16 protein-coding genes are annotated in these 18,884 nt (G+C 47.0%); 9 read left to right on the top strand and 7 right to left on the bottom strand.

The window, feature by feature from the left end; all coding sequences use genetic code 11:
• Positions 1–56 precede the first annotated feature (56 nt).
• The 7 genes from GX019_01970 (at position 57) to GX019_01940 (ending at position 8,447) form a co-directional block, all read left to right on the top strand.
• Positions 57–1,070: a LacI family transcriptional regulator gene (locus GX019_01970; GenBank protein HHT35923.1), complete on the top strand. Its 1,014-nt coding sequence runs from the start codon at positions 57–59 to the stop codon at positions 1,068–1,070.
• A 26-nt stretch (positions 1,071–1,096) separates the two neighbouring features.
• Positions 1,097–2,197: a tRNA 2-thiouridine(34) synthase MnmA gene (mnmA, locus tag GX019_01965; protein HHT35922.1), complete on the top strand. Its 1,101-nt coding sequence runs from the start codon at positions 1,097–1,099 to the stop codon at positions 2,195–2,197.
• A gap of 15 nt (positions 2,198–2,212) precedes the next feature.
• Positions 2,213–2,491, top strand: coding sequence for a DUF503 domain-containing protein (locus GX019_01960; GenBank protein ID HHT35921.1), 279 nt, complete (start codon positions 2,213–2,215; stop codon positions 2,489–2,491).
• Positions 2,492–2,567: 76 nt separating this feature from the next.
• Positions 2,568–3,011, top strand: coding sequence for a DUF188 domain-containing protein (locus tag GX019_01955; GenBank protein HHT35920.1), 444 nt, complete (start codon positions 2,568–2,570; stop codon positions 3,009–3,011).
• Entirely contained in the window at positions 2,959–4,527 is a 1,569-nt protein-coding gene (locus tag GX019_01950; GenBank protein ID HHT35919.1) for a glucose-6-phosphate dehydrogenase, read from the top strand. The genes GX019_01955 and GX019_01950 overlap by 53 nt, the downstream gene beginning before the upstream one ends.
• Positions 4,528–4,561: 34 nt before the next feature.
• A complete protein-coding gene (locus GX019_01945; protein ID HHT35918.1) occupies positions 4,562–5,194 on the top strand; it encodes a cyclase family protein in 633 nt (210 codons plus the stop codon).
• Positions 5,195–5,366: 172 nt separating this feature from the next.
• Positions 5,367–8,447, top strand: a complete 3,081-nt coding sequence (locus GX019_01940; protein HHT35917.1) for a dockerin — start codon at positions 5,367–5,369, stop codon at positions 8,445–8,447.
• A gap of 76 nt (positions 8,448–8,523) precedes the next feature.
• On the opposite strand, the gene GX019_01935 is transcribed toward GX019_01940, so the two are convergent.
• Genes GX019_01935 through GX019_01910 form a run of 6 tightly spaced genes read right to left on the bottom strand, consistent with a single transcriptional unit; the run spans position 8,524 to position 15,651 of the window.
• On the bottom strand, positions 8,524–9,768 hold the full coding sequence (locus tag GX019_01935; GenBank protein HHT35916.1) for an ABC transporter permease: 1,245 nt from the start codon (positions 9,766–9,768) through the stop codon (positions 8,524–8,526).
• 24 nt (positions 9,769–9,792) lie between these two features.
• Positions 9,793–11,265, bottom strand: coding sequence for an FtsX-like permease family protein (locus GX019_01930; GenBank protein HHT35915.1), 1,473 nt, complete (start codon positions 11,263–11,265; stop codon positions 9,793–9,795).
• 1 nt (position 11,266) lies between these two features.
• Positions 11,267–12,586, bottom strand: a complete 1,320-nt coding sequence (locus GX019_01925) for a TolC family protein (GenBank protein ID HHT35914.1) — start codon at positions 12,584–12,586, stop codon at positions 11,267–11,269.
• Positions 12,576–13,649, bottom strand: a complete 1,074-nt coding sequence (locus GX019_01920) for a TolC family protein (protein HHT35913.1) — start codon at positions 13,647–13,649, stop codon at positions 12,576–12,578. The genes GX019_01925 and GX019_01920 overlap by 11 nt, the downstream gene beginning before the upstream one ends.
• On the bottom strand, positions 13,646–14,320 hold the full coding sequence (locus GX019_01915; GenBank protein HHT35912.1) for an ABC transporter ATP-binding protein: 675 nt from the start codon (positions 14,318–14,320) through the stop codon (positions 13,646–13,648). Before GX019_01915 ends, GX019_01920 begins: the two co-directional genes overlap by 4 nt.
• Positions 14,321–14,352: 32 nt before the next feature.
• Positions 14,353–15,651: an efflux RND transporter periplasmic adaptor subunit gene (locus GX019_01910; protein HHT35911.1), complete on the bottom strand. Its 1,299-nt coding sequence runs from the start codon at positions 15,649–15,651 to the stop codon at positions 14,353–14,355.
• 195 nt (positions 15,652–15,846) lie between these two features.
• On the opposite strand from GX019_01910, the gene GX019_01905 reads away from it, so the two are divergent.
• The gene (locus tag GX019_01905; protein HHT35910.1) at positions 15,847–16,587 is read left to right on the top strand and encodes an N-acetylmuramoyl-L-alanine amidase; all 741 of its coding nucleotides are present in this window, start codon (positions 15,847–15,849) and stop codon (positions 16,585–16,587) included.
• Here the strand turns inward: GX019_01905 and GX019_01900 are convergent.
• Positions 16,563–17,276 (bottom strand): 5'-methylthioadenosine/adenosylhomocysteine nucleosidase, encoded by a 714-nt coding sequence (locus GX019_01900; protein HHT35909.1) that lies wholly within the window; start codon positions 17,274–17,276, stop codon positions 16,563–16,565. The two genes, GX019_01905 and GX019_01900, sit on opposite strands and share 25 nt — an antisense overlap.
• Positions 17,277–17,380: 104 nt before the next feature.
• Between GX019_01900 and GX019_01895 the strand changes: the two genes are divergently transcribed.
• Positions 17,381–18,730, top strand: a complete 1,350-nt coding sequence (locus tag GX019_01895) for a glucose-6-phosphate isomerase (protein ID HHT35908.1) — start codon at positions 17,381–17,383, stop codon at positions 18,728–18,730.
• Positions 18,731–18,884 lie beyond the last annotated feature (154 nt).

Genomic DNA, 18,884 nt, shown 5'->3' with positions numbered 1-18,884 from the left:
TTAAGTCGCAATACGATAAAATAGAGTTAGTATTTTTGGGCAGAGGAGAGATATTTGTGAAACCAACTATGCAGGACGTGGCCGACTTAGCTCAAGTCTCTCGTGCTACCGTATCGCGAGTGCTTGCTGATAGCGCTAATGTAAGCCAGGACAAGCGAGCCATTGTTTTAGCCGCCGTGCAGAAGTTAGGTTACAAACCCCACAAAAAATTCCGCAATCAACACCGGCTGTTTATTTGTATTTCTCCAACGCAAAAGACGGATCCATTTTCTCATGATATAATAAAAGGGATTAAAACAGGAATCCACACTTTTAGAGCAAAACATGACATAGAATTTTTAGGAGAAGAGCAGGCAAGCGCAGACCAGCGGCTGCCGGCATCAATCCTTGATCCATTGGGACAAGCCGATGGTTTAGTCATCCTTGGGAATTTGCCGCTCACTGAACAGCAGCTCCTCCTCCATGACCGTAAGATTCCGGCAGTGATCATTCATGGAGTAGGCAGTTCTGAGGTTTTTTCTTATATCGGGATCGACGAACGCAGAGCCATGCTGGAGATTGTCAGTGAACTGGCTCAGCTTGGCCATAAGCGGATTGGCTATATTCACGGTCCGGAGGATTGTTTAGACCATCAGGAGCGCCTGCGGGCTTTCAAGTTGGGACTGCTGAGTTCACGGCTGCCTGTGGACTCAAGCTTGGTTGTGTTCAGCTCAGATTGGGATCAGGAAAGCGGATATAAAGCAGCTTCGGCTCTATTGACAACAGCTGCCCCTTCCGCTATTATTACAGCTAATGATCAGCTTGCCTTAGGTGTCTATCGGGCAGCGGAAGAATTAGGCTGGAAGATTCCGGAGGAATTGTCTGTAGTTGGGTTTGGCGATTTGGCATGTGCCCAGCACGCGCAGCCACCATTAAGCACAATCTCCGTACCCTTAGAGTCGATTGGTAAATGGGCAGTGGCACTGGTCTGTGCTAATATTGCGGATTCAGATTTCTCCCCGGTGCGGCTGACAGTTCCTGCCTCATACCGCAGAAGAAATTCGGTCGCTGGGGTAAACTATACACCGTGAACTTAAGTTTAGATTGAGGAGCAGATATGATGGAGCCAAAGCGCACCCGTGTTGTGATCGGCATGTCAGGCGGTGTTGATTCGTCTGTAGCCGCTTTGGTGCTGAAACAGCAGGGTTATGATGTGATTGGAGTTTTTATGAAAAACTGGGATGATACGGATGAGCAGGGTAACTGCACTGCAGATCTCGATTACCAGGATGTAAGGCGGGTCTGCGATCAAATCGGCATCCCTTACTATACAGTGAATTTTGAACAGGAATATTGGGATCGAGTGTTCAGTTACTTTCTTGATGAATATGCCCGCGGACGCACCCCAAATCCTGATGTGATGTGCAACAAGGAAATCAAGTTTAAAGCTTTTTTAGCTAAAGCCTTAGAGCTTGAAGCGGATTATTTAGCAACGGGACACTATGCCCAGATCGGCCAGGCCGTTGATTCAGAAGGAAATATGCAGTACGAGCTGCTGCGCGGGACAGACCGCAATAAGGATCAATCCTATTTTCTTTATACCCTAGGACAGCACCAGCTGGAGAAAACACTGTTTCCAATCGGCCATTTAACCAAGCAGGAAGTTCGCCAGATTGCAAAGTCCCATAATTTGGTGACTGCATCTAAAAAAGACAGCACCGGGATTTGTTTTATTGGCGAAAAAGATTTTAAAGCCTTTCTCCAGAATTACCTTCCAGCTCAGCCCGGCAGTATGGTGGATATTGATACCGGCAAGGTGATGGGTAAACACGATGGCCTAATGTACTACACCTTAGGTCAGCGAAAAGGTCTAGGAATTGGCGGTCAAGGTGATCCGTGGTTCGTGGTTGATAAAGATTTGGAGAAGAATATTCTCTATGTTGGTCAGGGTCATGATCATCAGGCACTTTATTCCCAGGGCTTGATTGCTGTAGAACCGAGCTGGGTGGCAGGCAGACCGCCGCAGGCAGAATTTTCCTGCACAGCAAAATTCCGCTACCGTCAGACCGACCAAGCGGTAAAGGTGTTTGTTGAAGATAACCAGTGCAGAGTGCTGTTTAGGGAGCCTCAGCGGGCAATTACGCCCGGACAGGCGGTCGTGTTTTATCAAGGTGAAGTATGCCTGGGAGGAGCCACTATCGATCAGGTGATAAAGTAGGGGGAACCGGTAGTGATTATTGGATCTGCTGTGATCAGTGTGAGAATTATCGGTGCGCAGTCTCTTAAAGAAAAGCGGGGTATTCTCCTCAGCATCATGCGGCGAACAAGAAATAAGTTTAACGCAGCTGTTGCCGAAGTTGGCAGTCAGGACTTATGGCAGCGTTCCGATATTGGGGTTGCTGTTGTCAGCAGTACTGTTAAGCACGCCGAGCAGCAGCTCCAACAGGTTATTAAGTTTATTGAAGCAGATCCACTCTTAGAAGTAATGACTTTAGAAATAGATGTGTTTTGACGGCAAAACCCAACTCGGAACCAACTCCAAGTTGGGTTTTTTCAAAACTGGCCATTGGTTGAAAGTAGGTGAAGATATGCGAGGAAAAGTGCTGGTAGATGCTGATGCCTGCCCCCGCAGCTGCATGAGAATTCTCAGCGAATACCAGCAGGTATACGGATATCGATTGATTACTGTTGCTTCTTTTAATCATAACATCGAAAATGCAGAACATATTGTTGTTGGCAGTGAAAAAGATGCAGCGGATTTGGCTGTGATCAATCGCGCTCAGCGCGGCGACCTTGTCGTAACCCAGGATTGGGGTTTAGCAGCTTTGGTTTTGGCCAAAGGTGCAAAGGCTTTGGCACCATCCGGAAGAATATATACAGATGATAAAATTGACTTCCTGTTGGAAGAAAGAGCTATCAAAGCAAAGATTCGCCGCGGAGGAGGGCGGACTAGGGGTGCCTCTGCCCGCCGAAGTGATGATGACTTGCGGTTTCGCCGCTCTCTGCTTCGCCTGCTTAAGGAAATGGAATAAGAGTATAGGAGCAATATGGATAGGAGTGAGTAGAGTGCCAAAACATCCAATCGTAAATCAGGAGCCATGTATTCTGGTTATTTTTGGCGCCACAGGTGACTTAACTAAGCGCAAACTGTATCCTGCTTTATATAATCTTTACCGCGACCGCGCGCTGCCTGAGCATTTTGCAGTCGTGGCGATTGGCAGAAGAAGGAAAACAGATGAGGAAGTGCGGGCAGATATTATTCAATCAATCAAAGAATTTTCCCGCACAGGCCTTACAGGCCAAGAAGAGGACTTAGGATTCCTCAACTGCTTTCATTATTTCCAACTCGATTTTAATGAATCGGAGCGCTACGCTGATCTAAAGGCTAAGCTGGATGAACTCGATAAGAGCTGTGGAACCAAGGGCAACCGTGTGTTCTTTTTGGCTGTAGCACCAGAGCATTTTGGAGCGATTACACTGCAGCTGCGGACCCATGGCATGGCACCCAACCAGGATTCATGGCAGCGGTTGGTAATTGAGAAACCTTTCGGTTGGGATTTAGATTCTGCCCAGGAATTAAACCGAGTGATCCGCAGTACTTTTGCTGAGAAGCTGATCTACCGCATCGATCATTATCTGGGGAAAGAAATGGTGCAGAATCTGATGATTCTCCGGTTTGCTAACACCTTGTTTGAACCGCTGTGGAACAATAAATACATTGACCATGTCCAGATTACCTTCGCTGAGACTGTGGGAGTTGAGGGACGGGGACCATATTATGAACAGTCGGGAGCGCTGCGGGACATGGTGCAGAACCACATGCTGCAGCTGCTGACTCTCATTGCCATGGAACCTCCGGTTGATTTAGATACTGAGTCGATCAGGGACGAAAAAGTAAAGGTTCTCCGCTCACTGCGGGTTGATTTAGCAGATGTAGTGCGGGGGCAGTACGGTCCTGGAGTGGTGAATGGGCAGCAGGTTTTAGCCTACAACCAGGAGGACAGGGTGGATCCCAATACCAATGTAGAAACATTCGTTGCCCTTAAGGCCTATGTAGAAAATTTCCGCTGGGCTGGTGTGCCATTTTATATGCGGACAGGCAAGCGGATGCCCACTAAATACTCAGAAATAGTAATCAGCTTTAAGAAACTTCCCGGAGTCCTCTACTTTAAAGATGAAAAACTTGATCCAAATCTGCTCTTGATCCGAGTTCAGCCTGATGCCGGCATTTTCTTTAAGTTTAATGCCAAGAAGCCTGGAACCGAGCAAACGATTGTGCCTGTGTCGATGGACTTCAGTCACGCTTCCCTGGAAGGCTTTAACTCGCCGGAGGCTTATGAAAGGCTCCTATATGATGTGATGCGGGGTGAATCTACATTGTTTACCCGCTGGGATGAGGTGGAGTACTCGTGGTATTTTGTAGATCAAATTGCCCAGTATTGGCAGGAAGAAAACGTGAAGGTGATTACCTATCCTGCAGGAAGTTTTGGTCCATCTCAGGCTGATTTTCTAATTAGGGCTGATGGCAGGGAATGGCATGGGTATTAATGTATGCAATTATTCAACAGAGGAGTGAAGTGCAGTGAAGGTTTATGATGTTTCAATGGCTGTTCACCCGGGGATGCAGGTGTGGAAGAACAGGGACGCCAAACGGCCGGTTTTTACAATCGAAAGAGATTTTAACCCCGATGGGAGCGGCGGCAGAGAAACACGGGTTGCAATGGATATGCACACTGGTACCCATATTGATGCGCCTCTGCATTTTATTAAAGATGGAATCACTATCGAACAGGTTTCTTTGAGCAGTTTAGTGCGGCCGGTAAAGGTTCTAGACTTGACCGGAGTGGCTAAACAGATTACCAAAGCCGATTTAATTGGCTTTGACATCGAGGCTGATGATTTTTTGTTATTGAAGACTCGAAATTCCAATACTGAGGACTTTGATTTTGAATTTGTCTTTGTAGACCGCACCGGAGCAGAGTATTTAGTTTCCAAACAAATCGCTGGTGTGGGTATTGATTCGTTGGGAATCGAAAGGGATCAGGAGGATCATGCTACCCATAAACAGCTGCTGAGCAGTGGAATTATTATTATAGAAGGACTGCGCCTAAAAGAGGTCCCTGACGGTGAGTATTTCATGGTAGCAGCACCGCTTAAGCTTCAGAATGTAGAAGCTGCGCCCGCTCGCGTTTTATTGTTTGATCAAAATCTATAAATATACTCAGCAGGTTGGCGCTTGGATAGTGCCAGCCTTTTTAATCTGCAAATAAGGTTTGACAGGGTAGAGCTGGACGGTATATACTACAATTATGTTAAAATATTGTTAGTTCCTCAGCTTGACTATCAGCTAGTGGGGCAGGTTCAAGAACGGACAAGGAGTGGTAGAGATGAGAAAAGCGGCACTAATAAGTCTTTGCATCGTTCTGCTGCTGGCAGGATATGCTTCCGGCAGCGAGCTTGGATTTGCGGATCCGAATCTAACAGCAGTTGTTGAAGCAGAGTTGAGAGCGCTGGGCAGAGAAGTCTCAGTGGAATCATTGAAGACTATAGTCGAACTAAAGGCTGACAACCACGGCATATCTAATCTAGCAGGTATTGAACAGTTAATCAATCTGCGGTCATTGGATATAAGCTTTAATCCAGTACGGGATTTAACACCGCTGCAGGCATTAACGCAGCTAACAAGCCTAAATCTCAGAGAAACCTTGGTGACCGATCTGTCTCCAGTTGTTGATTTAGGAAATTTAGAGTATCTCAATATTCACTCCATACCGGCTGTATCGATTGAACCTATTTCCGCTTTAACTAAGCTGGAAACGCTAATTATGCGTAATGTATATATTGGTGAAGATACTAGCTTTCTTAAAAATCTAACCAATTTGAAGAGATTAAATCTGCGCAGCACCGGTTTGACCGATACTCTGGTTTTGGCAGACTTGATGCGCCAGGGAGCGCTTCAGAATCAGCATCACCTTGGTATCAGGGCTGAGTTGGACATTAGAGATAATCCGCTCCAGTCCACGGTTCTGCGTGATGATTATGAGCCGATTCGCCCCTATTGGGTGAACATCTTTGCCCGTGAGCCAGTTGTGCTTCCGGATGTTGGTGAACAGAACGTTCTCATCAATGAGTTCATGGCTGCAAACAGTTCAACCCTAAAAAGCCGCTCGCAGGAGTATTACGACTGGATTGAACTGTACAACCCTCAGCCTGATGATGTTGATTTGACTGGATACTATTTGTCAGATAGTCTATCGAATCCTCTGAAATGGCGGTTTCCGGCGAACGCGGTCATTCCGGCGGGAGGCTATATCTTGGTATACGCATCCGGTCTGGACCAGACCAGTTTTGGCGAGATTCATACAAACTTTAAGCTGGGCAGCGAAGGAGAACCGCTGCTGCTTTCAGATCCGGAAGGCAGACTGCAGGACTATATTCCGCCCAAGCCACATATGCAGGATATCTCCTATGGACGCAGTCCTGACGGAAGTGACAGCTTGGTGTTTTTCCAAGCAGCTACACCCGGAAAACCCAACAGCACTGACAAAGCCTTTGCTGAAAAACTGCAGCCGCCGAAGTTTTCGCATGTGCGGGGATTTTATCCAGAATCGTTTTATCTAGAGCTGAGCAGCGCTGATCCGGATGTTATTATTTATTATACCTTGGACGGTTCAGTGCCGACTCCTGACTCATCAGTCTACCAGGAACCGATTCTGATCGGACCGGGGAATACAACGACAGAGCTGCTGTCTCTTATAAAAACGTTCGGTCCATTTAATTTGAACCGGATAGAACAGGATTATACAGGGCAAAAGCAGACCAAAGCGTTTCTGCCTTGGACTCCGCAGGATGTATATCAAGGGATCGTGGTAAGGGCCGCAGCCTATAAAGATGGAGTGCTGGCAAGTGATGTAGAAACACATACATATTTTGTTGATGAAGATATTTACAACCGCTATTCACTGCCGATTATTTCGATTGCGACTGATCCGGGCAACTTCTTTGACCATAACTATGGAATTTATGTCGCTGGTGCCTTCTATTTTAACTTCCGTCCGGGCAGACCATGGCACAATCCCGGTAATTATACCCAGCGGGGGATAATGTGGGAACGTCCGGTTCATGTCGAGTTCTTTGAACCCGGCGGTATGGTTGGATTCACTATGAATATGGGAGCAAGAACTCATGGAGGCATTACCAGAGCTTGGCCGCAAAAGTCGCTGAAACTGTATGCCCGCTCATCATATCAACCACCGGGCATAGTGGAGTATCCGATCTTTCCTGGGTTAACAACAACCGGAACCGGAGAGCCGCTCACTGAGTTTAAGCGGATCTTACTGCGCAATGCCGGCAACCATTGGTCGATAGATTTATTTGCCGATGCGCTGATGCATGAGTTAATTGCTCACACTAAAGTCGATGTGATGGCATATCGACCAGCGGTAGTGTTTATTAACGGAGAATACTGGGGTATCCACAATATTCGCGAGCGTTTGGATCAGCATTATCTCGCAGCTCATTACAATCTTGATCCGGAAAACGTGGTCATCACCACCCACTATGATGAGCTCGACTACGGTAATCCGGGGGATGAGCGGGATCTCCATGAGATAACAGCTTATGTGCAGCGCAACAACATGGCGTCAGCCCAAAACTATCAGTATATAACAACCAAAATCGATATTGATCAGTTTATCGACTATCAAGTAGCGCAGATTTTCTACAGCAATACAGACTGGCCTGGTAAAAACACAGCCGCTTGGAGATATAAAACAGATCAGTATGATCCCGATGCGCCTTACGGTCAGGACGGCAGATGGCGCTGGATGATGTTTGATACCGACTTTGGATTCGGCTATGTCCATGGCACCGGCGGTGATTTCAACTCTATGGAGCATGCCACTGGAAGCCGCGGTCCGCTGCTGAGGGGACTGCTTGAGAATCCTAACTTTAGGATCCAGTTTATCAATACCTTTGCGGATCATCTCAATTCGTCATTTACACTGGATCGGATTATCACGATGATCGATCAATTTGAAGCAGTACTGGAGCCAGAAATAGCGGAGCATATTGCAAGGTGGGGCAATCCGGGCCGATCGGTTGAAGAATGGAAGCAGAACGTAAATAAGATGCGGATTTGGGCACAAAACCGCCATAAATACATTTGGACAATGCTTACCGATTTCTTTAAACTACCTGGAACAGCCACAGTGACTTTAAACAGCGATCTTGATGCTGGATATATCCAAATCAACACGCTTGATCTTGTGCCGGAAACTCCGGGCATCACTAATCCTGAATCGTGGCAGGGGACATACTTGCGCAGCGTTCCGATTAAGGTGACAGCCCACCCGAAACCGGGCTATGAGTTTGTAGGATGGGAAGGCTCTCGCACCAGTACAGAAACTCAGCTGGAAATCATGCTTACTTCAGACCTCGAGTTAACAGCTGTATTCAGAAAGCTGTAAACTAAAAGAGAAAGCGGTACCTCTGCAGTTTAATGCACCAGGTACCGCTTTTTATTTATATGAGTGGATCAAATCACTAGGCATCCCGAAGGGCATCGACTACCGGCATTCGTGCAGCTTGAACCGCGGGGTACAGCCCGAAGACAACACCTAATCCTACTGCCATCAAGCAGGTATAGACTGCTGACATCGGGTGAAAGTGCCCGAGATTACCCATGAAGTCAAAAAAGTAATCCTTGAGAAGCCCATCAACAATGTAACGGCTGGAAACTGCAGCGCCGATTATACCTAGCAGTGCTCCTAACAGTGAAAAGATTACAGATTCATGGAGAACCTGCAGTATAATCGACACCTTTGAAGCCCCCAGTGCTTTGCGAAGACCAATCTCCCGGGTCCGCTCCACCACATTAACCAGCATAATGCTTAAGATTCCCAGCGAACTGATTACAATGGCGACGAAAGCAAAAGCACCAAGAATCATGGACATATAATTAATTGAGCTGGAAAACGCTCTGCCCATATCGCTCAGATAGTGGGCCTCGACAGTAAAATCATCGTAGCCAAGAATTAACTGGGCATCCATAACTGCTTCAGCGCTTTTGCCGGGATAGGATTTGATGAATATGTTGCCGTAAATCGGAGGAGTATAATCATCCCATTCGGCGCTTCTGTAGCGGCTGCCTTGGGGGATGATCATGGTCGTTTCCTGGATAAATATTTGCATAAGCGGATCCAACGGCTCGAATACTCCAATGATTTCAAAAGTCAAATACTCCTGATCAAACTCAGAACCTATACTGACCGTTTTTCCGATAGGTGATTCATTGGGAAACAGCTGATTGCTGATCTCGGTGGAGATTAGAGCTACGCGATTGCCCTGGTCTTCATCCTGCTTGGTAAAGGCATATCCCTCTACAATTTTTAGGTTCAAAGCTGAAATCGCGTCTGCGCTGGTTTCAGTAAGTCCTCTTAACTGGTATTCAAGTCCATGAGCCTGCAGGCGGATGTACCAGACATTATCCAAGGTGAAAACCGCTTCAATATTCTCGCTTTCCTGCTTGAGGCGCTCTAAGTCTTCGCGATAGATTGCACCGCCCTCATATGCGTAGTGCTCGCCCATAGGGATTTCTCTCTGCAGATAAATCTGCATCATATTCTCGCCAAATTTATCCATGGTTGCCTCGATCCGATCTTGAGCTTGGAAATTCATTGTCAAGATCGCAGCGACAATCCAAACTCCCAACGCGATTTGGAGAATGGTCAGCAGTGACCGGAGTGGTCTTTTTCTGATAAGCCGCATTGTAAATACTAATGATTCCATCATTTCACCTCCATCTTCGCTGTATCAGTCATTTCTGAGGGCATCCACCGGATTAGTCTGCGCTGCCTGATAAGCAGGGTATACTCCAAATAACAGACTTACCAGCAGCCCTAATCCGAATGCTGCAGCAATGCTGGCAGCGCCCAAGGTAAACTCAAGATAAATCAGTCTGGTTAACAGTTTCATCAATCCGAATGAAAGGCCGATTCCTAAACCTGCTCCTAGAAAACCCAGTACAACTGCTTCTAGAAGGAATTGGCTGAACACACCCTGTTTGCTTGAGCCCAATGCTATTGACAATCCGATTGATTTTACTCTCCTCAGCACCCGGGCAAGCATTAAGTTGAGGATATTGATTACTGCTATAACGAGACCGATTGAAGCAAAGAGAGCGATAATGATATAGATGCCGTAGTTTGCACCACCTAGAGATTGCATGTCATGGTGATAGCTGTCAATTACAGCTAAATCACCGTAGCGCTGTTTGATTTCAGCTTGAATAATCTCTGATGCCCAAGCTAGATCTACTCCAACATCTACTCCAATGACAAATCCATCAAGAACTACCTCCTGATCAGGACCGCTCCTATTAACGTAGGGCATAGCAGTAAACGGCGCATAACCGGTGTAGAGATCAGATTCAAACATCTGCAGTTCCTGCTCCTCATCCGGGGGAGCAAGCACCCCGATCACGGTAAACTCTACCTGCTCCATGCCTCCAAATGCTTCGATCGGAACCGTTTTTCCAATCGGATCGGCATCCCCAAACAACCGCTCTGCCAATTTGGCACTGAGAACGATGACTCGATTGCCGTTAAGAATATCGTCTTCGACAAACAAGCTGCCCTTGGCGATTTCAAACTGTTTAAACGGAAAATAGCCTAAGGATGTACCAGTGACATAAATAGTCTCATACTGATCATATAGAGAGAGACCACCAAAATCTTTGCCAATCATCATCGACTGTTCTCCAACTTCCTGGATATCTTCAGCATCAAAGCTTTCGGTTTCTGTTTCACTGACTTCGACTTCCATAGAAACTCCACGAGAAACTGCTATCCCCGTCGAGCTTGGAACTAGTTGTTCGTATTGACCTATAGGAGCTTCTGTTTCATCAACTGTTTTGGGCAGCAGTTTTGTCGGGAAGGCATAATTTTGCTCCCAGAATACATGCATACCATCCGGCAGAGAGTCCTGCAGGTTCTGCAGCTCACTTAACGGCAGCTGCAGCGGTTCGGATGGCTTGGGCTGCACAATCTGCAGTACTGGTTCATTGCCGGAGTATGAGGAAAAGTTAGCGGCGCTGTATATTCTGAACGTCCGCATCCATTCACTGCTTCCGGAGACATCGATCTGAGCTCTGACATTAATGATCATGGTCAGAATTGAAACTATTACAGCAATTCCCAGGCCGATCGCCAAAACAATGAGAATTGATTCAAATAAGCGCTTGCGGCAGTGGCGCAGTGACCACTGCAGGTGGCCAAGAAAACCCATACTAACCCTCCTCGGTTTCTATTTCTGAAAGTAGTGGATCTAGGCTGAATCCGCACTGATTCATTAACTGCATGATAGCAATAAACTGATCGTACTGGTTGTGAACTAGATTGATCGTTAGCCGAGAGATTTCCAGTTGCTGCTCTTTTAGCTGCAGTTGTGCGGCTAGTCCCGCTTCGTAATGGCGGCGGGTGGTTGCTAATTCTTCTTCAGCCGCGAGTAAATCCTGCTCAAGTTCAACCCGCTGAGCTTCCAACAGTTCCAGCTTCTGAACAAGCTGAGCAACTTGATTGGCGATACTCTGCTCAACTTCAGCTAAACGAAGCTGAGCTTTAGCCAGATTCAGCCTGCTTTTTTCCAGCTGCAGGGAAGGAGGATAGAGCTCCTTATTTGCGGTCACAGCGACCGACCAAGAAGGGGCTTTCTTAAAATCCACATCCCACCACAGATTGGCGCTGCCGTTGATCTTCCATCCCCCAGAGGATTCAGCGGCTTTTAATTCATTTTCCGCATTCAATAGTGCTGCGATTGCTTGACTGCGCTGATCGCTGTGGGTGAGTGCTAGGTCAAGCAGCAGCTGCTGGTTATACTGAAGTTCGTATGCCTTGAGTTTGATTACAGGCAGATAATCGATATCGGTAGTGGCTAAGAGATTGTTCAATTTTTGATTCTGCTGTTTTACGCTCATTCTCAGGTTGGAAATTTTGGTTTCACATTCGTACAGCTGCTGCTTAAGCTGCTGAGCCTGCAGAGTCTGATCCCGAACTACTGCAGCCTGGTAGGCTTCCTGCAGATAATCCAGACGCATTTCCTCTAAAGCCAGCTGATTTAATTCCCGGTCCAGCGATAATACGGTCTCAACAGTCTCCAGAATTAGGTTGTTGGCAAGGACTGTCAAAGAGTCCCGGTCAGTTAATAATTCGATGGGATCAGGCGCGAAAAAATCGTAATCCAGAGAGAGTCCTACTCGTGAATTAACATCAAAATCAAATTTTTCTGCATAGACATCGACTATTCCAGTAACTGCTGCCCGATCACCAAGGGGAACAGTGAGGGTCACGGTTCCTTCCGCCGGGCTCAAATCTCCATTATTTAGTTTTAAGGGAGTACTGGCAAATTTGACTGTGGGAGTCTTATCAGCTAACTGCTGCTCTTTGGCAGTAAGCTGATGCTCCCACAGCGATAGCTGGTATTGCGCATTTTGAGCATAAGCCAGCTCGACAGCCTCCCGCAGGGTAATGTTTGAACCAAAGGTGAGAGGAGAAGCGCAGACAAAAAATATCATCACTGCTGCTAATCCAAAAAATAGTCTAGGCTTCATCTCCGGCACCTCCGACTGATGTCGGGTCTAGTCCAATGCCGATCAAAAATTGGTGCCGCAGTTGGCTGTAGCTCCACAGAGCTTGGGTGTAGGCGTCCTCTGCCTGAGCCAGTTTTTCCTGTTGGGCAACAACTGCTTGATTGCTGATTACACCAGCTGCGTATTTTGTTTCTTCAGCTTGGAGAATCTGCCTCTCTAAATGAAGGTCCCGCTCTTTTGCATTGACACTTTCAGCTGCGTTCTTGATTTGGTAGTACTCACCGCGGATCCGGAAATACAGAGCAGACTCAGCTTGCTGGAGACGAATCTCTGCTTTTTCCTGCTCAACTAGGGCTTTTTCTAGTTCTACGCGGGGAGTAAACTCGTTATCTGCAGCTTTAACCTTATCTATTGCTTGAACGAGAGCCTCCTTGGCCGACACGATGGTTTGGTCGCTTTCTAAAGCCAGTGCAAAGGCTTCATCGAGTTCCAGTTCAAAGGGAACAAAATCAACATTGATTCTGTCTGTCAGGATTATGCGGGTGTTAAGATCCAACCCGAGCAGAGAATTAAATTCCATGTATTTTGTTTCCAAGGTGATTATGGCAGACTGATAGGAGTTTTCCGCATTGAGTAGGCTGTTTTTCGACCGCTGGAGATCAATTGTGGAGATTACTCCAGCATCAAATTTAGCCTGATCGATATCCAGTTGGGTCTGGGCGCGAGTGAGGGCTTTTTCCTGGTTTTCCACACTTGCTTCCTGCTGTAGAAGCTCGTAATAAGCGCTTCTGACTTTGGTAATTAAATTCTGCTCTGCATCGGTGTACTTCTGTTCCTGCTCTTCGAGCTTTGTTTGGGCAGTTTCAATCATTTCCGCATCACCTATGAACAGAGCCCGCTCCAGCTCTTTTTTCGCCTGCTCAAGATCGATTTTGATCAGAGAAAAATCTAAGTTCTGTTCGAGTGCTTGGGTAAGAGCTTGTTCAAGACTGATTTCGATTACCGGTGTGTCCGCTGCTGCGGCAGCTCCTACCAGCATTACTCCTATTATCACGAGTCCTAAGTAAGTAAACCGTTTGTTCATGAACCTGACCCCCCTTGAACTGAATCGGATGTCTGCAGCAGTTCATCTGAAATAATCCTGCCGTCTTGCAGCCGCACCAGCCGCTTGCCGTAAGTGCTGACATTAGGATCATGGGTAACGATGACAATCGTGGTTCCCTGTTCATTTAATCTGCATAACAGTTCCATGATCTCCTGGCCTTGGTCGCTGGCCAGGTTTCCGGTCGGTTCGTCGGCCAGCAGCAGTGTGGGATTGTTGGCTAGCGCTCGGGCAATTGCTACCCGCTGCTGTTCACCACCGGAGAGCTGATTAGGAAAATGCTTGAGGCGGTGGGACATGCCTACCATATCCAAAAGTTCCTGTGCGCGGCTGAGTCGCTCAGCTTTAGGACGTTTGGCATATGCCAGAGGCACCATCACATTTTCTAAAGCGCTGAGTTCAGGAAATAGGTTATAGCTTTGGAAAATAAAGCCAAAGTGGCGGTTGCGGATTCTGGCCAGCTCCCGATCACTTAAATCGGTAATGTCCACATCTTCCAGCAGATATGCGCCAAAAGTGGGCTGATCCAAAACCCCCAAGATGTTCAGCAGGGTCGATTTACCCGAGCCAGATGGACCCATAACAGAGATGAACTCACCACGCTCAATAGTTAAATCAACTTGATCCAGTGCGTTAATTTCGGTTTCACCCATGTAATACTGTTTGGTAATCTGTTTCAATTCAATCACAACGCCCGGCCTCCTTCCGGCAGTATTTCAATTTCTTCTAGGTGGCGGAATTGATCGTATGAGCTGATAATCACTTTATCACCGGCATTCAATCCGCTCAAAATCTGGATATTGTTGCCTTGGATTAATCCGAATTGAACATCTCGCTGCACAGCTTTGCTGCCCTCGATGACATAAACGAAAAGCTGCTGCCCACTGGTCAAATAAGCACCTCGCGGCAAGCTTAGGCTGTTGCGGTAAATTCCGAGATGGATGTTTGCGGTTACGCTGCTGTTGGGTCTCAATTGCGAACCCCCTTCTATGAGCTCGAGATAGACGTCAACCATCGCACCTTCCTGGCCCTGCTGAGCTTGGGGCGAAATGTAGCTTACAACTGCAGGATATTGGTTCTGGCCAACAGTTACTTCCGCTGGAGTTCCCACCACAAAACGCTCCGCTTGGGATACACTGACACTGCTCTTGATAAACTGAGTCGATAAATCGGCAACAGCTGCGAGCTTATCGCCTTCTTTGACATCTGCGCCTGCTTTCACATTCAAGGACAAAACACGGCCGCTGATAGGGGCAGAAATTGTCAGGCTGCTAATTTTCTCCATAATAGCCTCTAACTCGCGCTCAGCATCAGCAAGAGTTTTCTCCGCTTTTTCCAGCGCGTTTTGGTGGGTGCGCAGCAGCACTGCTAATTCCCGCTCAGCTGCAGACAGGGTCTGCTTGGCTGCTGCGGCTTCCTGCTCTGCTTTTTCCAGTTCAACTTTGGCGATAACACCAAAACCGTACAATTTGCGCTGAAGGTCTAGGTTAGCCTCTTTGGCAGCTAGATCTAGTTCGGCTTTGGTGATCTTGTTTTTAGCTGCGCTCAGCTCATAAGCCTGGTCATCCTGTAATTCTGCTAAAGCTTTTTCGGCTGCGCTGAGGTCGTTTTCTGCCTTCGCTTGAGACTCGTATAAGCTTGGAGAATGCAGTCTAATTAGAAGTTCCCCGGCGGCGACATCGTCGCCTTCTTTAACCAAGATTTCAACAATGGAAGCAGCTGCTTCGGCTTTTAACTCAACTATGGTTTCCGGTGTGACAGTTCCGCCAGCAGTTATCTTGTCGATAAAATCATTAGTTCCGACTTCAGCGTAAGTATAAAAATTCAGGACAAATTCTTCTTCTTTTGGGAAAAAATAGCGGTAAGCAGTAAATGTAATTGCTGCCATAATGATAAGGGTGAACAAGAATAATCCTAAATTTTTGGAGCTGCCGGCTCGTCTTTTACGTTTTTTTGGTTTGTTGACAATTATTGATTCTGACACTAGTGTCCTCCTCTCGTACAGATTGGTAATTTGGCAGGGAATAAATACAACTGCGGTGAATTAAATTAAGTACTTAGCAATTCTGCTCTATTTTCCTGCAAAAAACCTCTTTTTTCTCTCACCTTATTCGTCGGGGTAATGAGGCAAGCCTGCCGGCGAATATATTTAAGGTAACGAGAAAAAGGAGGATGCCGAATGTCCCGCCAGCGGAAATTCATTTGGATAACTTTAACCAGACAGTATTTGATTGCTTTCGGTCTGCTGGTAGTTTTGTTATATATACTTACGCTGCCGGAGAGCTATCATTTGGCGGTACTATCGACTGCAGCAGTTGCAACACCGGTTAAGTATGATGTAGTCATCGATCCAGGTCATGGAGGGATTGATTCTGGCGGGATCGGTGCTGAGGATATTTATGAAAAAGAGATTGTGCTCGATATTGCATTAAAAATGAAAGATTACTTAGAGAAACAGGGATTGACAGTTGGTTTAACTCGCAGTAGCGATACTGATGTAACGCATTTGGCCAGCATACGGGGAACAAGGCACCAGCGGGATCTGAACGGGCGCTTTTTGGCTATGCATGAGGGCAGCCTGGGAATCAGTATCCATGCAAATGTTACTAAGAGTAAAGACGAAAAAGGTGCGATTGTTTTTTACAGGCGGGATTCGTATATTGACAGACTCTACGCCGAGACCGTCCTGGAGGAATTGGAAAGTGTGCAGGTCTTGAACCACCCCCAGCCGATTCCTCGCGGCAATCTGCTGCTGTTAAAAGTAAAGCCTCCGTCGCTGCTGGTGGAGGTGGGTTTTTTGTCGAATCAGGATGATCTGGAGAAGCTGACCAATCCCGACTTCCGGCAGGTTTTAGCGGAGGCACTTGGACAGGGTGTGCTAAATTTCTATTATCTTTACCGCTTAGAGCAGTCGGAGTAGCCTGCAGCGATTTCAGATACGATTGAATTCAGATCTGGAATGATTTGATCGAGAAAAGTTTCAAAGTCTGCAGGTGCAGCAGCATCAGCTTGGTCAGAAATAGCTCGAATTATGATGTACGGAATTTGGTTGAGATAGGCGGTGTGGGCAATAGCAGCTCCTTCCATCTCAGCGCAGAGTGCCTGAAATGTTTCAAATAGAAAATGTTTCCGCTCCGAACTGGATATGAATTGGTCTCCGCTGGCGATAGTACCTAGATGGGTGCGGTTGGGACCAACAACTTTGTGGGCAGCTGCGACTGCTTTTGATTTCAGCTCTTGGTCTGCCAGAAAACAAGTTTGGTCAAAGCCGGGAACTGTTCCCGGTTTATATCCGAAAACTGTAACATCAAAGTCATGGTGCACCGCATCTTCAGCAATGATGACGTCACCGATTTTAACATTTGGGTCTACACCACCCGCTACACCGGTGTTGATAACCGCAGTGACTTGAAAATGGTCAATCAGGAGCTGGGTGCAGACCGCGGCGTTGACCTTACCGACTCCGCATCTAACCACAATGACCGGTTGACCATTAAGTTTGCCCTGATGAAAGGCCAGTCCAGCGATTGTAGTCTCCGAATGTTCTTCAAGCTTGGGAATCAGTCCGGCGACTTCTTCTGCCATCGCACCGATAATACCGATATACATAGCAATCATCTCCTGTTGTAGTATAATAGAAATGGTAGTACCTATAAGTTTACCAATTTAGTAAACTGAGTTCAATAAATTGGAAAAATAAGGGGTTGAAACTTGTGAAACAGCTGACATTTGATTACAGAAATGCACTGCCTTTTGTTAATGAGCACGAATTGGACAACCTTGCTGAAGAGGTTCTGCTTGCTCACAAGCGCCTGCATGATAAAACAGGTGCTGGCAGTGACTTTCTCGGATGGATTGATTTGCCTAAAGATTATGATCGGGAGGAATATGAGCGGATTAAGCAGGCTGCAGCCAAAGTCCGTTCTAACTCGGATGTATTTTTGGTGATCGGTATCGGAGGTTCATATCTGGGAGCGCGGGCCGCAGTAGAAATGCTGAAAAACGGATTTTATAATGTTCTGCCCAACAAAAAACGCGGTGGCCCGCAGATCTTTTTTGTTGGCCACAATATCAGCGGTACATATCTGGCTGAATTGCTGCAGTTGATTGAGGATAGGGATGTTTCAATTAATGTGATTTCCAAATCCGGTACAACGACCGAACCGGCCTTGGCTTTTCGCGTACTGCGGGAGCATTTAGAGAAACGGTATGGCAGTGAAGGGGCAGCAGAGCGGATCTATGTAACTACAGATCGCAGCAAGGGCGCCCTCAAGCAGCTGGCGGACAGCAAAGGCTATGAAACCTTTGTAATTCCAGACGATATCGGGGGAAGATTTTCGGTTCTGACCGCTGTGGGTTTGCTGCCCATCGCTGTAGCTGGGATTGACACAGATGCGATGCTGAAGGGCGCAGCTCATGCCCGCGAATGGTATTCTGTTCCGGAATTAGCCAACAATCCCGCTTACCAGTATGCTGCTCTCCGCAACATTCTTTACCGCAAGGGCAGAACTATGGAAATAATGGTAAACTATGAGCCAAAAATGCATTTCTTTACCGAGTGGTGGAAACAGCTCTTTGGTGAAAGCGAGGGTAAGGATCAGAAGGGAATATTCCCCGCCGGTGTGGATTTTTCCACCGATCTGCATTCTCTCGGACAGTATATTCAAGATGGACTGCGTAATCTCTTTGAGACTGTATTAGTTGTTGAGAAGCCAGAACTAGATCTTACAGTCGGCAGTGATCCGGATAATGTGGACGGATTGAATTTCTTGGCTGGTAAAACCTTCGATTTTGTTAACAAGCAGGCATTTACAGGCACAGTGTTGGCTCATGTTGATGGAGGAGTGCCGAATTTAGTTCTGACAATTCCTGAGATCAGCCCCGCTTATTTTGGCGCCATGGTCTATTTCTTTGAAAAAGCCTGCGGCATCAGCGGTTATCTCTTGGGAGTTAATCCTTTTGACCAGCCTGGTGTTGAAGCCTATAAGCAGAATATGTTTGCTCTCTTAGGCAAACCCGGGTTTGAAAAACGCCTTCAAGAACTGCAGGCAAAAATGAAGTAAAGCTCCAAGTCTGGAGCTTTACTGCTATGTGTGCCTGGCATGCTTACTGCGCCGATGGGCTGCAAGAAGCCCTGTCGCCTAACCAGCGGGAAGACAACCAGCAGGCAAGGGCGTCACTGGTAACAGTGTAGTCTGGAGGAAGCCGAGGGGGAGT

Source organism: Bacillota bacterium, assembly GCA_012837335.1.
Lineage (GTDB): Bacteria > Bacillota > Limnochordia > Darwinibacteriales > DTU012 > DTU012.
The sequence above is the reverse complement of the archived record's forward strand: the minus strand, read 5'-3'. Positions and strand labels throughout refer to the sequence as shown.

Excerpts from the sequence above, each read along its gene's own strand:
- GX019_01940 (HHT35917.1), top strand. The coding sequence starts at position 5,367 with ATGAGAAAAGCGGCACTAATAAGTCTTTGCATCGTTCTGCTGCTGGCA.
- GX019_01925 (HHT35914.1), bottom strand. The coding sequence starts at position 12,586 with ATGAAGCCTAGACTATTTTTTGGATTAGCAGCAGTGATGATATTTTTT.
- GX019_01900 (HHT35909.1), bottom strand. The coding sequence starts at position 17,276 with ATGTATATCGGTATTATCGGTGCGATGGCAGAAGAAGTCGCCGGACTG.
- GX019_01915 (HHT35912.1), bottom strand. The coding sequence starts at position 14,320 with ATGGGTGAAACCGAAATTAACGCACTGGATCAAGTTGATTTAACTATT.
- GX019_01955 (HHT35920.1), top strand. The coding sequence starts at position 2,568 with ATGCGAGGAAAAGTGCTGGTAGATGCTGATGCCTGCCCCCGCAGCTGC.
- GX019_01920 (HHT35913.1), bottom strand. The coding sequence starts at position 13,649 with ATGAACAAACGGTTTACTTACTTAGGACTCGTGATAATAGGAGTAATG.
- GX019_01935 (HHT35916.1), bottom strand. The coding sequence starts at position 9,768 with ATGGAATCATTAGTATTTACAATGCGGCTTATCAGAAAAAGACCACTC.
- GX019_01930 (HHT35915.1), bottom strand. The coding sequence starts at position 11,265 with ATGGGTTTTCTTGGCCACCTGCAGTGGTCACTGCGCCACTGCCGCAAG.
- GX019_01905 (HHT35910.1), top strand. The coding sequence starts at position 15,847 with ATGTCCCGCCAGCGGAAATTCATTTGGATAACTTTAACCAGACAGTAT.
- GX019_01950 (HHT35919.1), top strand. The coding sequence starts at position 2,959 with ATGACTTGCGGTTTCGCCGCTCTCTGCTTCGCCTGCTTAAGGAAATGG.
- mnmA (HHT35922.1), top strand. The coding sequence starts at position 1,097 with ATGATGGAGCCAAAGCGCACCCGTGTTGTGATCGGCATGTCAGGCGGT.